The sequence below is a fragment of the Methyloversatilis sp. S146-33 genome, from assembly GCF_059552495.1.
The window spans coordinates 1-16126 of sequence record NZ_JCANOT010000025.1 but is presented as its reverse complement, the minus strand read 5'-3'; the positions used below and the strand labels follow the sequence as shown (position 1 = coordinate 16126).

Below are 16126 nucleotides of genomic sequence, written 5' to 3'. Positions count from 1 at the left end.
GTCAGACCTCGACCGGCTGCGCCGGGTCGCTGTCGACCTCGGCGTCCACCTCGGCTCCGAGGAAACCGCCGCTCTGGTGCGCCCACAGGCGGGCGTACAGCCCGCCGTAGGCCAGCAGGCTGCGGTGGTCGCCTTCCTCGACGATGCGACCGCGGTCCATCACGATCAGCCTGTCCATCGCCGCGATGGTCGACAGCCGGTGGGCGATCGCCACCACGGTCTTGCCTTCCATCAGCCGGTAAAGACTGGTCTGGATGGCCGCTTCGACCTCGGAATCGAGCGCGCTGGTCGCTTCGTCGAGCAGCAGGATGGGCGCGTCCTTCAGCATCACGCGGGCGATGGCGATGCGCTGGCGCTGGCCGCCGGACAGCTTGACGCCGCGCTCGCCGACGTGGGCGTCGTAGCCACGACGCCCCTTGGGGTCGACCAGGCCCATGATGAAGTCGTGCGCCTCGGCGCGCCTTGCTGCCGCAATCATGTCGGCGTCGGTCGCGTCCGGCCGGCCGTACAGGATGTTGTCGCGCACCGAGCGGTGCAGCAGCGAAGTGTCCTGGGTCACCATACCGATCTGCGCGCGCAGGCTGTCCTGGGTGGCGCTCGCGACGTCCTGCCCGTCGATCAGGATGCGGCCGGACGGCAGGTCGTGAAAGCGCAGCAGCAGGTTGATCAGCGTGGTCTTTCCGGCACCCGAGCGGCCGACCACGCCTATCTTTTCGCCCGGGCGGATGTGCAGCGTGAGCCGGTCGATGACCGCGCCGTCCTGGCCGCGCGGCTTTTCGTAGTTGAAGGTGACGTCCTCGACGCGGATGTCGCCACGCGTGACGTGCAGTGGCTGCGCGTCGGGCCGGTCTACCACCGCGTGCGCGCGCGACAGCGTATTGATGCCGTCGCGTACGGTGCCCACCTGTTCGAACAGCGACGCCAGTTCCCACATCACCCAGTGCGAAATGCCGTTCAGCCGCAGCGCCATCGCGGTCGCCGCCGCGACGGCGCCGACGCCGACCTGGCCCTGCATCCACAGCCACAAGGTCATGCCGGCGGTCGATGCGATCAGCGCCATGCTCAGGATGTGGTTCACCACCTCGAAGCCAGTGACCAGCCGGAACTGCGCGTTGACCGGGCGCATGAATTCGCGCATCGCCTCGCGTGCGTAATCCGATTCGCGGTCGGTGTGCGAGAACAGCTTCACCGTCGCGATATTGGTGTAGGCGTCGGTGATGCGACCGGTCATCAGCGAGCGCGCGTCGGCCTGCGACTGCGCCACCTTGCCCAGACGCGGCACGAAATACACCATCGCGCACACGTACAGCGCGAGCCAGCCGCCGAAAGGCAGCAGCAGCGTGAGGTCGAAGCCACCCACCACGGTCACCATGGTGACGAAGTAGATGATGATGAACACCAGGATGTCGGCCACGATCATCCAGGTGTCGCGCACCGCCAGTGCGGTCTGCATCACCTTGGCGGCGACGCGGCCGGCGAATTCGTCCTGGTAGAAGCTCATGCTCTGGCCGAGCATGTGGCGGTGGAAATTCCAGCGCAGCCGCATCGGGAAACTGCCTGCCAGCGCCTGGTGCTTGATCAGGGTCTGCAGCGCGATCACCAGCGGGCTGGCGATCAGGATGCCGGCGAGCAGCAGCAGGGTGTCGCCCTCCTGCGCCCACAGACGGGCCGGCTCTGTCTTGCCCAGCCAGTCGACGATGTCGCCCAGCATGGCGAACAGCATCGCCTCGAACACGCCGATCAGCGCGGTGCACACCGTCATTGCCGCGATATAGCCGCGCATGCCCTGTGTGCATGACCACAGGAAGGCGAACAGATCGTGCGGCGGTGTCGGCGGCTGGCCGGCGGGGTAGGGATCGATCCGTGTTTCGAAAAACTTCAGCAAGACGCTCTCCGCGTTGGGGCCCCGTAACGGCGGCCCCGGACCTTACAGGACAAGTACGCGGTCCGGCAGTTCGTTCTTCTTGGCGCCCACACCCGGAAAGTGCTGCGCCAGCGTCGCGGTGATCGCCTGCACGCAGTGCAGCGCGCCGTCGTGGAACTCACCGCGGCGGAAACGCGCTTCCAGTTCGGCGCACAAGGCCGCCCAGTGCGCGTCCGGCACGCGGGCGCGGACGCCGCGGTCGACCACGATTTCGATGTCGTGATCCGCCATCAGCAGGTAGATGAGCACGCCGCTGTTGTGTTCGGTGTCCCACACGCGCAGTGCCGAGAACACCTCGATCGCGCGCTCGCGCCCGCTCTGGCCGCGCAGCACGGCGAGCGGGTGCAGGGCGTTCTCGACGACGAAGCGCAGTTCCCCGGCATGGCGCGCTTCGCTTGCCTCGATCGCCAGCTCGATCGCCTCCAGCGTGCGTGCGGGCAGTGCGCGGCGCAGCGCCCAGGGCAGGGCGAACAGATGTCTGAAGAAACGTCCGATCATGTCACCACCGTCCCGAGGCGCCGCCGCCACCGAATCCACCACCACCGCCGCCGAAGCCGCCTCCGCCGCCGTGACCGAAACCACCGCCGCCACCGAAGCCACCGATGCCGCGACCCCCGCCGAACAGCGTGATCAACAGTGCGACGATGCCGGCGACAAGGGCGATCGGCAGCAGCCCGACCACGATCCAGGCGATGAAGCCGACCACGCCGCCGGTCGCCAGCGCGCCCGGCAGCCGGCCCAGCATGGCGCGCAGGACGCCGCCCAGGCCCAGTGCAACGATGAAAAGCATGGGCGCGTACTGTTCGATACCGCCCTCAGCGCCCTCAGCGCCCGCCGCGGCGCGCGATGGTTCGGGCAGCGGTTCGCCGTCGATGACGCCGATCATGCGATCGACGCCGGCGCGGATGCCGCCGGCGAAATCGCCCTGGCGGAAGTAGGGCACGATCACGTCGGACACGATGCGCTTGGCCGCGATGTCGGTCAGCGCGCCCTCCAGCCCGTAGCCGACCTCGATGCGCAGCGCGCGGTCGTCCTTGGCCACCAGCAGCAGTGCGCCGTCATCGACGCCCTTGCGCCCCAGCCTCCAGGTTTCGGCCACGCGCAGCGCGTACTGCTCGACCGTCTCCGGCGCGGTGCTCGGCACGACCAGCACTGCGATCTGGCTGCCCTTGCGCTGTTCGAAGTCCTGCAGCGTGCGCTCCAGCGCGGCGATGTCGGCACCGCTCAGCGTCGCCGTCTGGTCGCTCACACGGGCGACCGGCGGCACCGCGAGCTGCGCGAAGGCGCTGGTGGCGACGAGGAGCAGCGCGCCGAGGCCGGCGCGCAGGGCACGCATCCAGTTCATCTATTTACTGCGCCGGCTTCGGCGCGGCGCCGCCGAAATCGACCTTGGGCGCGCGCGAGATCTCGGCCTCGTTCTCGACCGTGAAGCCCGGCTTCACCTTGTGGCCGAACATCATCGCGGTCAGGTTGCTCGGGAAGGAGCGCACCGTCACGTTGTATTCCTGCACCGCCTTGATGTAGCGGTTGCGCGCGACGGCGATGCGGTTCTCGGTGCCTTCGAGTTGCGCCTGCAGGTCGCGGAAATTGGCGTCCGACTTCAGGTCCGGGTAGTTTTCGGTCACCACCAGCAGGCGCGAAAGCGCGCCCGACAGTTCGCCCTGGGCGGCCTGGAATTTCTCGAAGGCCTGCGGATCGTTCAGCAGTTCGGGCGTGGCCTGGATGGCGCCGACACGCGAACGCGCCTCGGTCACCCGGGTGAGCACTTCCTTCTCCTGCTCGGCGAAACCCTTGACCGTATTGACCAGATTGGGAATCAGGTCGGCACGGCGCTGGTACTGGTTCAGCACCTCGGCCCAGGCGGCCTTGACCTGTTCGTCACCCGACTGCAGCGTGTTGTAGCCGCAGCCGGACAGCAGCGTGACGGTGAGAAGAGCGAGCAAAGACATCCACAACTTGCGCATTTCCTGCCTCCAGTGACCGGTTTGACCCGGTCTAACATGGGGGCGGTCGCCCCCGGATGCAAGAAGGATACAGGCGGGATGTGACGCTGCGGCCGTCCGGCCGCAGCGAACGGATCAATCCACCGCGGTCAGCGCAGTCTGGCTGAAGCCGGCGTCTACATAGGTGACTTCGCCGGTCACGCCGCTGGCGAGGTCGGACAGCAGGAAGGCGGCGACGTTGCCGACTTCCTGGATGGTCACGTTGCGGCGCAGCGGCGCGTTCTTTTCGTTGTAGGCCAGCAGCTTGCCGAAGTTGCCGATGCCGGAGGCGGCCAGCGTCTTGATCGGGCCGGCCGACACCGCGTTGGCGCGGATGCCCTGCGGGCCGAGGCTGGCGGCGAGGTAGCGTACCGACGCCTCCAGGCTGGCCTTGGCCAGACCCATCACGTTGTAGTTGGGCAGTGCGCGCACGGCGCCGAGGTAGGACAGCGTCAGCACCGCGCCATTGCGGCCCTGCATCATCGGGCGTGCGGCCTTGGCCAGCGCCGGGAAGCTGTAGGCGCTCACCTCGTGTGCGATGCGGAAGGCTTCGCGCGACAGACCGTCGAGGAAGTCGCCGTCCAGCGCTTCGCCGGGCGCGAAGGCGATGGAGTGCACCAGGCCGTCCAGACCGTCCCACTTCTTCGCCAGTTCGTCGAACAGGCCGGTGATCTGTGCGTCGTCGCTGACGTCACAGGGCAGCACGATGTCGGAGCCGAATTCAGCGGCCATCTTGGCCACGCGGTCGACGAAGCGGTCGCTCACATAGGTGAAGGCCAGTTCCGCGCCTTCGCGGTGACAGGCCTGGGCGATGCCGTAGGCGATCGAACGGTTGGACAGCAGTCCGGTGATCAGAATTTTCTTGCCGGCGAGAAAGCCCATGTGCGTCTCCAGAATTCCGGCATCCGGCCGGTTGGGGGAGGGCGGATTATAGGGGAAGCCGGCCCGGTCGCCACGCAGCCGCATGGTCCTGCGCCGCGCGTGGCACCATCGAGCTTTGCACAGCCTCGCCACACCGTGTCCTCACCCCCCGACCCGCATGCCGGGCAAGCCGATGCAGACCGCTGGCAACTGTGGTTCGACGGCTGCGCGCTGCCCAATCCGGGCCGTCTCGGTCTGGGTGCGCTCATCGTCGCGCCGGACGGCCGGCGTATCGAGCTGTCGCAGCCGGGCAGCCGCCACGGCTGCAGCAACGAAGCCGAACTGGAGGCGCTGCGCCTGGCACTCGACCTCGCCTACGCCGAAGGCGCCCGTCAAGTGCTGGTCACCGGCGACAGCGATTTCGTCGTGCGTCATCTGACGGGCGAACAGCAGACCTCCGTTGACGCGCTGCGCATCCGGCTGCAGGACATCGAGGCTGTGCTGGCGCGCTTCAACGCGGTCGAGCTGAAATGGGTGCCGCGCCACCGCAACCGCGACGCCGACCGTCTGTCGCGCGCGGCACTCGGCCTGCCGGACAAGCCGGCGCCCGTGCCGGGCCGCGGTCGTCGGCGCTGAACGGCGACGCCACTCAATACGCGCTGTCCTCGTTGCCTGCCCGCGCGAACACGTGGTCGATGAAGGCGCGCAGTCGCGCGAGGTGGCGCAGGTCGCGGTGATAGCCGACGAAGACCTCGCGACCTGGCGGTGTTTCGCCCAGGCCGATGCGGCGGAGCTGCGGCACGCGGTCGCCGAGCAGACAGGGCAGCACCGCAACACCGGCGCCAGCGCTGCATTGCGTGGCCTGCGCTTCGCGGCTGTTGCTGGCGAAACCGATGCGGGCGTGGGGCAGCAAGCGGCGCAGCCATTGCGCGTCGGGAATGTCGGCGAAGGCGCTGTCCATAGTGATGAGCGTGGCGCCCGTTCCGTCGCCGGCCACCGGTACCGACACCTGTGACGCAGCATAGACCGCGTAATCGAGGCGCATCAGCCGGCGCTGGACGATGTCGGGCTCGTCGAATGGCGTGATCCGGAACACCAGGTCGGCCTCACGCCGGGCCAGACTGAACAGCCGGCTGTCGGTGACCAGTTCGACCGAAACGTCCGGATGCATCTGGCGGAAGCTGGCGATGAGCGGGCTCAGCACATGCGCGCCGAACCAGTCCGACGACGAAATCCGCAGCAGACCTTCCAGCACGCCGGCGCGACCGGCCAGCGCACGCTCCAGTGCGAGCATGTCCTCTTCCACCCGGACCGCGTGACTCAGCACCGTTGACCCGGCATCGGTGAGCACCAGACCGTCGCTCGTGCGCTGGAACAGCGTGTGGCCGATGGCGGCTTCGAAAGCCCGCAGGCGCCGGCCCATCGTCGGCTGCGTCTGCCCGGTCAGGCGCGCGGCGCCACCGAGCGTTCCGGCGCGGACGATGGCGAGGAATATCTTCAGGTCGCTCCACTCCATGTCTGTTCTGATCCATGCAATTCTGAATGGAAGATGTTCATTTTATTGGATTTACATGCATCGATGCATGGAAAAGAATGGGTCTCTTTCAACGACTGCGGAGCGAGCGCCATGTACGCCCACACCCCCACCATGCAGGTTCTCACCGTCGAGGCCATTGATGGCCCCTTTGTTCGTCGCCAGCAGCCGCGGCCGCAGCCGGCGCCCGGCCAGGTGCTGGTGAAGATCGCCGCCAGCGGCGTCAATCCGCTCGACACGAAGATACGCGCAGGCAAGGCGGCCCACGCACGACATCCGCTGCCGGCCGTTCTGGGCATGGACATGGCGGGCACCGTGCTGGCCGTGGGTGAGGGCGTGACGCGCTTTCGCCCGGGCGATGCCGTGTTCGGCATGACCGGCGGCGTCGGCGGCGTGCCCGGCACATTGGCCGAATATCAGGCGGTCGACGCCGATCTGCTGGCGCTCAAGCCGGCGGCGCTGTCGATGGCGGACGCGGCCGCGCTGCCGCTGGTCTTCATCACCGCGTGGGAGGGACTGGTCGACCGCGCGCAGGTAAAGCGAGGTGACCGCGTGCTGATTCATGGCGGTGCGGGCGGCGTCGGCCACGTGGCGGTGCAGATCGCCCTTGCCCGCGGCGCACGGGTTTACGCGACCGTGTCGGCACGCGACGTGGAAGCCACGCGGCGCCTGGGTGCCGTGCCCATCGACTACCGCCGCAGTGTGGTCGCCGACTATGTGGGCGAACACACGGCGGGCGAAGGGTTCGACGTCGTGTATGACACGGTGGGCGGCGCGACGCTGGACGACTCGTTCGCGGCAGTGCGCACCTATGGCGGACACGTGGTGAGCTGCCTGGGCTGGGGCACGCACGCGCTGGCGCCACTGTCCTTCCGCGCGGCCACCTATTCGGGCGTGTTCACGCTGCTGCCGCTGCTGACCGGAAAGGGCCGCGCCCACCACGGCGCCATCCTCGCCGAGGCGGCGCGCATGGCCGCGGCCGGCGAACTGCGCGTGCGGCGAGACGATCGCCGCCACATGTTCGATGAAGCCGAGGCGGCCCATGCGCGGCTGCGCTCCGGCGAGGCGCGCGGCAAGGTCGTCGTCGAACTCGAATAAAGAGGCGCGGCTGCGCGCTCAGGCCGCCGCGCGCGTGCCTCGGCGTACCGCAGCCGGCGGCACGCCGAAACCGCGCATGAAGGCCTCGCGCATGTGACGACGGTCACGGAAACCCGTTTCGCGCGCGATCACGTCCAGCGGATGACGGCTCTGTTCGATCATCAGGCGCGCTGCCTCCAGCCGCAGACCCTCGACGGCCTTCGCTGGTGACTGGCCGGTTTCCGCCGTGAATACGCGGCTGAACTGGCGCGGGCTCAGATGCACCGCCTCGGCCAGTTCCTCGACCGAAAGAGGGCGGTTCAGGTTACGGCGCGCGTAGTCGAGCGCGCTCTGGATGCGGTCGGACTTGGGCGCCAGATCGAGCATTTCCGAGTGCTGGGTCTGGCCGCCCGAACGGCGCTGGTGCATCACCAGCTTGTGCGCCACCGAGCGTGCCACTTCTTCGCCCAGGTCCTTCTCGACCATGGCCAGCGCCAGATCGAGGCCGGCGGTCATGCCGGCCGAGGTCCATACCGGACCGTCGATGACGAAGATGCGGTCGTCCTCCATCCGGATGTCGGGAAAGCGCTTCTGCATCTCGCGCGCGAAGGCCCAGTGCGTGGTGGCGCGCCGGCCGTCGAGCAGGCCGGCCTCGGCCAGCACGAAGGCGCCGGTGCACACGCCGGCGACGCGCCGTGCGTGACGGCCTGCGCCGCGCACGAAGTCGCGCAGCGCTGCCGGCACAGGCTGGTCGAGCGGGTTGATGACGCCTGACAGCATCCAGGTGTCGGTGCGGCTGTCTGCATCGAGTGCGCGGGTCGCCACCTGCAGCCCACCGGACGAACGCACGTTGCCGCCGGTGACCGAGTAGTTCTCCAGCGCGTAGAACGGCTCGCCGGTCACGATGTTGGCGAACTCGAACACGGTCTGGGTGGCCAGCGACATGAGCTGGAAGCCTTCGGTCAGTACGAATCCGATGTGGTGCATGGCCGTTTTCAGGTGGTGTCTTAAAATATAACCATAAACGTCATTTGAGACATTCACAAGCGGCCCTAGCATGACCTCACCTTCACACCGCACAGGAGAACCGTCATGTCCCGCATCCATCAAGGTACTGCCCTCGTCACCGGCGCTTCGTCCGGCATCGGCGCCCTCTACGCCGACCGCCTCGCGCGTCGTGGCTACGATCTCATTCTGGTCGCCCGCAATCGCGAGCGGCTCAACACGCTGGCCGGACGCATTACCCGCGATACGCAGCGCGTGGTCGAAGTGATCGTTGCCGATCTGAACGACCGCACCGGCCTGCGCGAGGTCGAACAGACGCTGCGCCAGGACGCAAGCATCACGCTGCTGGTGAACAATGCTGGCGTCGGCACCCACACGCCGCTGCTGGAAAGCAATGTCGACGACATGGAGCGCCTGATCGATCTCAACGTGACCGCGCTCACCCGCCTCACCTACGCCGCCGTGCCCGGCTTCGTCGCCCGCGCCCGCGGCGCCATCATCAATATTTCGTCCGTCGTCGGCATCGCGCCGGAGACGCTGAACGGTGTGTATGGCGCGAGCAAGGCCTATGTGACCGCACTGACCCAGTCCTTGCACCACGAGCTGGCCGACACGGGCGTCCGCGTGCAGGCCGTGCTTCCGGGTGCGACCGCGACCGATTTCTGGGCCACCGGCGGCCTGCCGGTCGAGCACCTGCCAAGCGAAATCGTCATGCGTGCGGACGATCTGGTCGATGCCGCGCTGGTGGGCTTCGACCGCGGCGAGCTGATCACCATTCCGCCGCTGCACGCACTCGATCTGTGGGAGCGCTACGAATCGGCGCGGCAGGCGATGAGGCCGCAGCTGTCGACCAATGTGCCGGCCGCGCGTTACGTCGTGACGGCCTGAGGTCGGTGCCCGGTCCGCGGTGCTGCAGGTGCGCCGCGGGTGACTGGCCCTTTCACTTCGCGTGGTCTGCGCTACGTGCGCCGAGCCTCGCCCACTTCGTGCAGAGGGTGGGTGCGCTATCGGTGGTCGACGGGCTCGCGGCCATTGCCGGCGAGTGGTCGCTGGCGGCGTCACCGGGTGTCTACCTGATATCGGGCTTCGGCCTCACCTTCGCCTTTGCCGCGCCGCTGCTGCAGGTGTGGCTCGGGCATCTGAACCGGCGCCGCCCGCTGCTGCGCAGCCTGGGAGTGTTCAGCGCGGCAGCGCTGGGTGGCCTTCAGTACTCGGCCAAAAGGCGCCGGCGCCGGGTGGGAGAGGCGCCTATCCGATGAAGAACAGCGCGATGCAGCAGCCCAGTCCGAGCACCCACAGCAGCGAACGCAGGTTCGCACGATCAGCCAGATAGGCACCGATATAGGCGACGCGCGCGGCGATGAAGGCCACCGCCAGGCCGTCTATCGTGCCCTGCGCGGCCTGCATGCGCTCGGCGACCAGCACGCCGGCGATGAAGATGGGCAGCGCCTCGAAGCTGTTCATCTGCGCCGCGTGCGCCCGCGCCGGCAAACCCTGAAGGTTGGCCAGCCACTGCCGCGGGTTGTGGTTGTCGAATCCGCCCTCGCGGCGCGGTTTGCCGAAGCCCTTCTGCTTGGCGATCCAGGCGCAGACGATGGGCAGCAGGCAGGCGATCAGGATGCAAAGTTCGGCGGTGGTCATGGTGGTTCGGTGATCCGTGTGCGGTGAGCCGGCCCGGGGGCGGCCGTGCGGGGCCTGCATTGTCGCGCAGTCATGCCGATGCCGCGATAGCGGGTGCCCGGCGTCCGCGGCGGCGTCGCTGTAGGCGGTTTCCGACAGCATGCACGGCCCGGGAACCTGCTTCGGGGTGGTCCGCTCTACGGAACGCTTCGTGCGCTCACGAAGTCGTGTCCGGTCTTCGACGCTGACGGCCGGACGCGCAGGGAGGATAGACAACAACACCGGCACCGCCGGATTCCAATCCATCTATCCACAGGAGCGTCAGTCCCATGATGAAGAAGCTTGCAGTCTCCGCCGCGCTCGCGGCACTCGCCGCAGCACCGCTGTCCGCATCCGCCAACACCCCGGTTTCGCCGATCGGCCCCACCGTCACCGTGCTCACCGCCACGCCCACGCTGGTCGGCGCTGGCGTCGGCGTCGCCGCACTGGGCACCGGCTCGCTCAGTTTCGACGCCTCGGGCAATGCGGTCGGTCTGTTCCCGATCACCGGCGGTTTCCTCGACCCGGACCTGTCCAATGCGCAGATCGAGCACGTCGGCAGCGGCCTGCGTCTGTCGCGTAGCGGCGTCGACGTCGATCTCGAAAACTTCCTGATCGACACCACGCTGGCGCAGGACACCATCTTCGGTCAGGTGACCGTGGGCAGCACGGTGCTGAACGACGTTCCGCTGTTCACGCTGAGCGGTCTCAACCTCTTCCTGTCCGACACCGCCGGTGCGGCGTTGAACGGCTTCCTCGGCATTCCCAACCTCGCCGGCGCCCAGCTCGGCTTCGCGCTGACCAGCCCGGTCGCCGCCGTGCCCGAGCCCGAGACCTACGCGATGATGATCGCCGGCCTCGGCGCCATCGCGGTGATGGCGCGTCGTCGCCGGCAGGCCCTGAAGATCTGACGCACGCTTGCTCAGCTCAGGTGGGGCCGTGCAACGCGGCCCCACCTTCGGGGCGCGTCCTTGCTGCGTCCTCTGGCGTTTCTGCCGCCTGCATGCGCGGCCCCGCCCATGAACCGCAATCCGGATGCCGGCACGGCGAATCGAAGGACTGTGCCGATCTCCCGATGCACACAGTTGTCGCCGCGCTGCGCGCCGCGTTCGTCCCGAGCGACGTGAGGCGCCGCAGCGCAGTTCCGCCAGCCCGCGCGGATTTCACCTATACCCCGCCCAGTCCGCCGGCATACCGATAAGCCGATCGGCCTAGCCATCGCGCGCAATGGAGTCATTGCATAGTCATCCGTGCTTTTGAGAATCGTTTAGCGGCATAGCCGACGCCAACCGCTTTCCCCAAAAACAGATTCCTGGAGCACTCATGTCAACGTTGAAACTCACCGTGTCGGCGCTGGTCTCGGCCGGCCTGCTGACGCTGGGCGGGCCCGCCCATGCGCTGTCCAGCTTCGGCCTCGCCGTCCTCCCCGATACCCAGTTCTACTCGCGCTACGCGACGCCTGCCGAAGGCAGCCAGTTCTCGAACCGCTACGGCAGCGAGCCGTATATGGCGCAGACGCAGTGGCTGGCCCAGCATGCGCGCGCGCTGGGCATTCCGTTCATCGTGCATCTGGGCGACGTGGTCGACCAGCAGGACAAGCCGGCGCAGTGGGGCGTGGCCGACACCGCGATGAAGGTGCTGGAACAGGCCGGCCTGCCGTATTCCATCCTCGCCGGCAACCACGACGTGACCAATGGCTGCGGCTACAACGGCAGCCAGAGCGACTGCACGGACGCGCAGCGCAACCTGGCGAACGAGCCCTATCTGCGCTGGTTCCCGACTACCCGCGCGCAGCAGAACGCCACCTTCGGCGGTCGCGATGCGAGCGGCTTCCACGAGTACCACGTGTTCGAAGCGCAGGGTCAGCGCTTCATGGTGCTGGCACTGTCGTGGCGCGTGTCCGACGCCGGTTTCGCCTGGGCGCGCGAGGTGATGCGCGCCAACCCGACGCTGCCTGTCATCGTCACCACGCACGATGCGCTGGCGATCGAGAGCGACGGCAAGACCGCGAAGCAGACGCCCTACAGCGAACTGCTGTGGGAACGCCTGATCCGCGACAACGACCAGATCTTCATGGTGATCAACGGCCACAACCACGGCGCTGCGCGCACCACGCGGGTGAATGACTTCGGCAACAAGGTCGAGCAGTTCGTCGTCGATTACCAGATGGCCTATCAGGGCGGCAACGGCTACATGCGCGTGTACGAGTTCGACCTCGGCGCCAACCAGATCAAGGCGCTGTCCTTCTCGCCCTGGGTACCGCAGAAGCCGCAGAACACGCTGAACCAGTTCGACGTCGCGGTGCTGACCGACGAGAACAACGAGTTCTCGATTCCGATGAACTTCGCCGAGCGCTTCCGCCGCTTCAACCCGCAGTTCGCGGCCGGTCAGGACAACCGCGAGGAGCCGCTGGTCGAGACCGTGCGCGAACTCATCCTGGCCGAGTACGACGACATCGAGCCGACCATTCCGGTCGAGCCCTTCGATGCCGACGACTTTGCGCGCGCCCCCAACACGTTGGCGCACTGGCGCTTCACCGGTACGCCGGGCTCGCCGGTCGCCGACGGTGGCCGGGTCGAAGACATGACGGGCCGCAATCCGCTGGTGCGCGTGCCGCTGGAACGCGGCGCGCTGCTGGAGGACGCGAAGTGGTCGGACGACCACCACGCACTGTCGGCGGCGAAGGGCAGCGTGTGTTTCGACGCCAACACCAACCAGGGCGTGCGCCAGAGCTTCTTCCAGACGCTGCAGGGTGCGCCGCTGAACGACGACATGCTGCGCAAGGGCTACACCGTCGAAGCCATCGTCAAGTTTTCGAAGGACTGGACCGCCGCCAGCAACCAGTGGATGACGGTGATGTCCCGCTTCGGCACGCGTGGCGACCTGCAGGGCTTCCTCGGCGGCTGGAAGGGTTCGTCCACGCTGCAGTTCGCGGTGTCCAACCTGCGCGAATTCCAGTGGGAGCCGACCATCTTCACCGGTGGCGCCGCCTGGGTGAGCTGCGCCAACGAGAACCAGACCTGCTCCTTCCCCGGTACCGCCCAGGTGCGCTACGGCGCCAACGGCCGCTTCAACACCCGCACCGCGACCGGCAGCATCCAGTGCAGCAACGCGGTGTTCGGCGACCCGATCTCCGGCACCGCCAAGTCGTGCGCCTACCTGACCGAGAACACCTACAACTCGAAAACCAACTGGTCCGGCGAAATCATGCTGGACACCTGGCAACACGTCGCCATCGTCAATGACCCGGTCAGCCGCGACACGACGATGTACGTCGCCGGTGCGCCGGTGCTGCGCAATGTGCAGGCGGCCGACGGTGTCGCCGGTTTCGCCGGCACGCCCTGGCTGATCGGCGGTCACGCCACCGCCGGCGGCAGCGCCAACGGCTTCCTCGGCTGCATCAACGAAGTGCGCATCACCGAAGGCGCGCTGACGCCGGAGCAGTGGCTTACCTCGCGCAAGACGCGCGTCAGCGGCAGCGGCGGCCGTCAGGCCATCACCGGCACCGACGGCGACGACCTCATCGTCGGCAATGCGGCGGCCGACACGATCACCGGCAAGGGCGGCGCGGACACCTTCGTCTATCGCTCGCTGCGCGACGGCGTGGACACCATCACCGACTTCGTGCCGGGCGAGGACAAGCTGAATCTGCGCGGCGTGCTGACGTCGGTTGGCTATCGCGGTGCTGACGCGCTGGCCGACGGCCGGGTGCGCGTGATCGACAGCGCCGCCGGCGCGGTCGTGCAGGTCGATGCCGGTGCGGGCGCCTTCCGCAACCTGGTCGTGCTGCGCGGCTTGAGCGCTGCGCAGGCCGCCGCGGCCGCCAACTTCGCCTACTGAGTGATCCGCGCACGTAACGCACTGCACTGAGCTGAAAGAGGGCCACCCGGTTGCCACCGCGGGCCCGCCCGACATACCGACTGACCAAGGACTGAATCATGAAACTGAAAGCACTGATCCCCGCGCTCGCACTGTCATTTGCAGCGCCGTTTGCCTCCGCCGCCACCTTCAGCGACACCTTCGACAACGGCCTGTCCGGCTGGACGGCGCTGGGCGATGTCGCCCTCGTCGATGGCACGGTCGCACTGACCACCGCCAGCGCGACGTTCGAAGACGACATCGGTCTCGCGCTGAACCTGTCGGGCCACGATCCGCTGGCCGCCGGCATGCCCGATGGCCTCGAACAGGGCCTGAGCCTGCCGCTGGGCGCGCTCGACGGCGACGCACTGTCGCAGGCCACCGAAGGTTCGGCACTGCTGCGCACCTTCAACGTGTCGGCCGGCGACCGCCTGAGCTTCGACTGGATGTTGTCGACGATGGACACCGCAGACAGCGGCTTCGGTCTGGACTACGCCTTCGTCGTGATCGACGGCCAGCGCATCGATCTGGGCACTGCCGCCTCGGCCGCCCCGTCTGGCAACACGCCGTACGCCGCCCACACCGGCTGGTCGACCTTCGAATACGTGTTCACCGGTAGCGGTTCGGTCACGCTGGGCGTCGGCGTGGTCGACGTGCTCGACTACACGGCCAGCAGCCAGCTGCAGCTCGACAACTTCGCGATCGCCGCCGTGCCCGAACCCGAAACCTACGCCATGCTCATCGCCGGCCTCGGCCTGATCGGCGCTTCTGCCCGTCGTCGTGGACGCGACTGATTCCGGGGCGGAGTCGCAGTGAAGAAGCCGGAGGGGCGTGAGCTCTTCCGGCTTTTTTTAGTTCGCGGGCGGAGGATGGTGGCCGGACGAGAAACGGCGTTCCTCGCTACGGCGTGTCGCCCGGATATCGCGCACGCACTTCGCTGGCGATGTGTCCGAGGGGCGTGGAATTCCAATCGCGGTGTCTTGATCAGGACCGCGCGACTGAATAATGACAGACGGCGGATCTCTCCGGCTTACGTGCCGCTCTGGCTGCCGTTTTCGACCGCCCGGTCTTCGGGAGGAACCGATGATTCGGCGCCACCGAGCCGATACGATTCAAGGTGCTGCTTCAATGCAGCCGCTAAGCAAGGAAACGAATACAGGCCGGCGGTATTCCACGACTCCGTGTTTGTGATGTTCATGTTTTGTTGTGCCCACTCAAGCAACTCGTCATGCGGAGCCAAATACCAAGCACCTCGGTCGTGAAAGCAGATGTGCAGGTCCTTGCCCATGTACTTCTTTGCCAAGGTGCATCGGCCTTTGAGCTGGACCTTCAAGAACTGCTGGCCGTCAATGTGCTGTGCAATAAAGTCTGCGCTCTGCCAGTCATCCGATAGCCGAATGGTTGTGAAGCCGTAGTCAGCCAGAACTCCGGACACCTTCTGGAAGTTGTACGCCTCCTGTTGCCGCGCATTGAGCTTGGCGTACTGAACGCGCTGAAATTTCATGATGCCGAACGTAGAGGTGACCGGCGCTGCGCGGCCCTATCGCGCAGCGTACAGCGATCGACGTGAGCGAGGTCAACCGCCATGTTGTGGCGCTTCATAGAGGCCCAAACCGCACTGTTTGCAGCGCCGCTCGGCGCCGAGGTTTGCTTCTTGATACGACAGCCACGCGCGGCCACATCTGGGACAAGGCCATCGGACGACACGAAAAGCCGACCAAGCCCAAAGTAGAGCCCATACAACCATGACGATTGGAAACGCAAATGGGGTCTGCTCTATGCCCAAGTGCTTGATCAGGATCGTCAGCGCGACCGCACAGGGTATGCCCGCAACAAGGCCGAGAGTCGCACTGAAATTGCGGCGGCGATACTGACGCCACTCTGGCGGAACTGTTCTATGTACTAGCGTCATAACGTGAAGGTTAGCGGCCGCCGTAGGCGGTCCGATGGGCTGACATGTTAAGTGGCGACTTATCCACGGACCAGTCCCTCCGCCTCATCTGCGAGCCGTGCGAGTTGTCCAAACTCTGTCTCGATACCCGCGTCAAGCTTCCACTCCTCGGGTGCGCCACGAAGACCACGCAGGCTGATTATGAAGGTCACCGCGCCCAAGCTTGTGCAAGTGGCAGAGAGCTCAAAGTCACTCTCCAGCGATGCCCAATTACGGACGCCGCTCCAGGGCTTTTCGAGAGCGCCAAGTTCGCCGAAGAACCGCGCGAGGCCCGC

17 protein-coding genes are annotated in these 16126 nt (G+C 67.0%); 7 read left to right on the top strand and 10 right to left on the bottom strand.

From position 1 onward, the window contains the following. Position 1: 1 nt before the first annotated feature. From AC51BJ_RS08955 to fabI, 5 genes are all read right to left on the bottom strand, one after another. Complete coding sequence (locus tag AC51BJ_RS08955) at positions 2–1885, bottom strand: ABC transporter ATP-binding protein (RefSeq protein WP_496279995.1); 1884 nt, start codon at positions 1883–1885, stop codon at positions 2–4. A 42-nt stretch (positions 1886–1927) separates the two neighbouring features. Beyond that, complete coding sequence (locus AC51BJ_RS08950) at positions 1928–2422, bottom strand: TPM domain-containing protein (protein ID WP_496279994.1); 495 nt, start codon at positions 2420–2422, stop codon at positions 1928–1930. Position 2423: 1 nt separating this feature from the next. Continuing rightward, positions 2424–3269: a TPM domain-containing protein gene (locus AC51BJ_RS08945; protein WP_430433283.1), complete on the bottom strand. Its 846-nt coding sequence runs from the start codon at positions 3267–3269 to the stop codon at positions 2424–2426. A gap of 4 nt (positions 3270–3273) precedes the next feature. Continuing rightward, positions 3274–3888 carry a LemA family protein gene (locus AC51BJ_RS08940; protein ID WP_496279993.1) on the bottom strand — a complete coding sequence of 205 codons (615 nt, stop codon included), beginning with the start codon at positions 3886–3888 and terminating at the stop codon, positions 3274–3276. A 114-nt stretch (positions 3889–4002) separates the two neighbouring features. Then, positions 4003–4788 (bottom strand): enoyl-ACP reductase FabI, encoded by a 786-nt coding sequence (gene fabI / locus AC51BJ_RS08935; RefSeq protein ID WP_019918989.1) that lies wholly within the window; start codon positions 4786–4788, stop codon positions 4003–4005. A gap of 135 nt (positions 4789–4923) precedes the next feature. Between fabI and AC51BJ_RS08930 the strand changes: the two genes are divergently transcribed. Beyond that, positions 4924–5403, top strand: coding sequence for a ribonuclease HI family protein (locus tag AC51BJ_RS08930; RefSeq protein WP_496279992.1), 480 nt, complete (start codon positions 4924–4926; stop codon positions 5401–5403). Between the two features lie 13 nt (positions 5404–5416). Here the strand turns inward: AC51BJ_RS08930 and AC51BJ_RS08925 are convergent, their stop codons facing one another. Continuing rightward, positions 5417–6283: a LysR family transcriptional regulator gene (locus AC51BJ_RS08925; RefSeq protein WP_496279991.1), complete on the bottom strand. Its 867-nt coding sequence runs from the start codon at positions 6281–6283 to the stop codon at positions 5417–5419. Between the two features lie 111 nt (positions 6284–6394). Here AC51BJ_RS08925 and AC51BJ_RS08920 point away from each other — a divergent pair, with 111 nt between their 5' ends. Further along, entirely contained in the window at positions 6395–7399 is a 1005-nt protein-coding gene (locus AC51BJ_RS08920; protein WP_496279990.1) for a zinc-dependent alcohol dehydrogenase family protein, read from the top strand. A gap of 18 nt (positions 7400–7417) precedes the next feature. Here the strand turns inward: AC51BJ_RS08920 and AC51BJ_RS08915 are convergent, their stop codons facing one another. Next, on the bottom strand, positions 7418–8365 hold the full coding sequence (locus AC51BJ_RS08915) for a GlxA family transcriptional regulator (protein ID WP_496279989.1): 948 nt from the start codon (positions 8363–8365) through the stop codon (positions 7418–7420). Positions 8366–8470: 105 nt separating this feature from the next. Between AC51BJ_RS08915 and AC51BJ_RS08910 the strand changes: the two genes are divergently transcribed. Both AC51BJ_RS08910 and AC51BJ_RS08905 read left to right on the top strand, forming a co-directional pair. Continuing rightward, entirely contained in the window at positions 8471–9271 is an 801-nt protein-coding gene (locus AC51BJ_RS08910; protein ID WP_496279988.1) for an SDR family NAD(P)-dependent oxidoreductase, read from the top strand. A 122-nt stretch (positions 9272–9393) separates the two neighbouring features. Further along, a complete protein-coding gene (locus AC51BJ_RS08905) occupies positions 9394–9642 on the top strand; it encodes a hypothetical protein (RefSeq protein WP_496279987.1) in 249 nt (82 codons plus the stop codon). Here AC51BJ_RS08905 and AC51BJ_RS08900 read toward each other — a convergent pair. Next, positions 9632–10024, bottom strand: a complete 393-nt coding sequence (locus AC51BJ_RS08900; RefSeq protein WP_496279986.1) for an MAPEG family protein — start codon at positions 10022–10024, stop codon at positions 9632–9634. The genes AC51BJ_RS08905 and AC51BJ_RS08900 overlap by 11 nt on opposite strands. Before the next feature lie 308 nt (positions 10025–10332). On the opposite strand from AC51BJ_RS08900, the gene AC51BJ_RS08895 reads away from it, so the two are divergent. The 3 genes from AC51BJ_RS08895 to AC51BJ_RS08885 all read left to right on the top strand — a co-directional run bounded on the left by AC51BJ_RS08895 (position 10333) and on the right by AC51BJ_RS08885 (position 14694). Next, entirely contained in the window at positions 10333–10953 is a 621-nt protein-coding gene (locus AC51BJ_RS08895) for a PEP-CTERM sorting domain-containing protein (RefSeq protein ID WP_496279985.1), read from the top strand. 412 nt (positions 10954–11365) lie between these two features. After that, the gene (locus AC51BJ_RS08890) at positions 11366–13882 is read left to right on the top strand and encodes a LamG-like jellyroll fold domain-containing protein (RefSeq protein WP_496279984.1); all 2517 of its coding nucleotides are present in this window, start codon (positions 11366–11368) and stop codon (positions 13880–13882) included. Between the two features lie 98 nt (positions 13883–13980). Beyond that, on the top strand, positions 13981–14694 hold the full coding sequence (locus AC51BJ_RS08885; RefSeq protein ID WP_496279983.1) for a PEPxxWA-CTERM sorting domain-containing protein: 714 nt from the start codon (positions 13981–13983) through the stop codon (positions 14692–14694). A gap of 236 nt (positions 14695–14930) precedes the next feature. Here AC51BJ_RS08885 and AC51BJ_RS08880 read toward each other — a convergent pair whose 3' ends face one another. Together AC51BJ_RS08880 and AC51BJ_RS08875 are read right to left on the bottom strand one after the other, a co-directional pair. Further along, the gene (locus tag AC51BJ_RS08880; protein WP_496279982.1) at positions 14931–15404 is read right to left on the bottom strand and encodes a hypothetical protein; all 474 of its coding nucleotides are present in this window, start codon (positions 15402–15404) and stop codon (positions 14931–14933) included. A 467-nt stretch (positions 15405–15871) separates the two neighbouring features. Next, on the bottom strand, positions 15872–16126 hold a 255-nt coding region (locus tag AC51BJ_RS08875; RefSeq protein WP_496279981.1), incomplete at its 5' end, for a DUF6228 family protein.

Coding starts and splice junctions, on each gene's coding strand:
- AC51BJ_RS08945 (WP_430433283.1), bottom strand. CDS start 3,269: ATGAACTGGATGCGTGCCCTGCGCGCCGGCCTCGGCGCGCTGCTCCTC.
- AC51BJ_RS08890 (WP_496279984.1), top strand. CDS start 11,366: ATGTCAACGTTGAAACTCACCGTGTCGGCGCTGGTCTCGGCCGGCCTG.
- AC51BJ_RS08895 (WP_496279985.1), top strand. CDS start 10,333: ATGATGAAGAAGCTTGCAGTCTCCGCCGCGCTCGCGGCACTCGCCGCA.
- AC51BJ_RS08950 (WP_496279994.1), bottom strand. CDS start 2,422: ATGATCGGACGTTTCTTCAGACATCTGTTCGCCCTGCCCTGGGCGCTG.
- AC51BJ_RS08900 (WP_496279986.1), bottom strand. CDS start 10,024: ATGACCACCGCCGAACTTTGCATCCTGATCGCCTGCCTGCTGCCCATC.
- AC51BJ_RS08925 (WP_496279991.1), bottom strand. CDS start 6,283: ATGGAGTGGAGCGACCTGAAGATATTCCTCGCCATCGTCCGCGCCGGA.
- AC51BJ_RS08920 (WP_496279990.1), top strand. CDS start 6,395: ATGTACGCCCACACCCCCACCATGCAGGTTCTCACCGTCGAGGCCATT.
- AC51BJ_RS08940 (WP_496279993.1), bottom strand. CDS start 3,888: ATGCGCAAGTTGTGGATGTCTTTGCTCGCTCTTCTCACCGTCACGCTG.
- AC51BJ_RS08880 (WP_496279982.1), bottom strand. CDS start 15,404: ATGAAATTTCAGCGCGTTCAGTACGCCAAGCTCAATGCGCGGCAACAG.
- fabI (WP_019918989.1), bottom strand. CDS start 4,788: ATGGGCTTTCTCGCCGGCAAGAAAATTCTGATCACCGGACTGCTGTCC.
- AC51BJ_RS08885 (WP_496279983.1), top strand. CDS start 13,981: ATGAAACTGAAAGCACTGATCCCCGCGCTCGCACTGTCATTTGCAGCG.
- AC51BJ_RS08915 (WP_496279989.1), bottom strand. CDS start 8,365: ATGCACCACATCGGATTCGTACTGACCGAAGGCTTCCAGCTCATGTCG.
- AC51BJ_RS08910 (WP_496279988.1), top strand. CDS start 8,471: ATGTCCCGCATCCATCAAGGTACTGCCCTCGTCACCGGCGCTTCGTCC.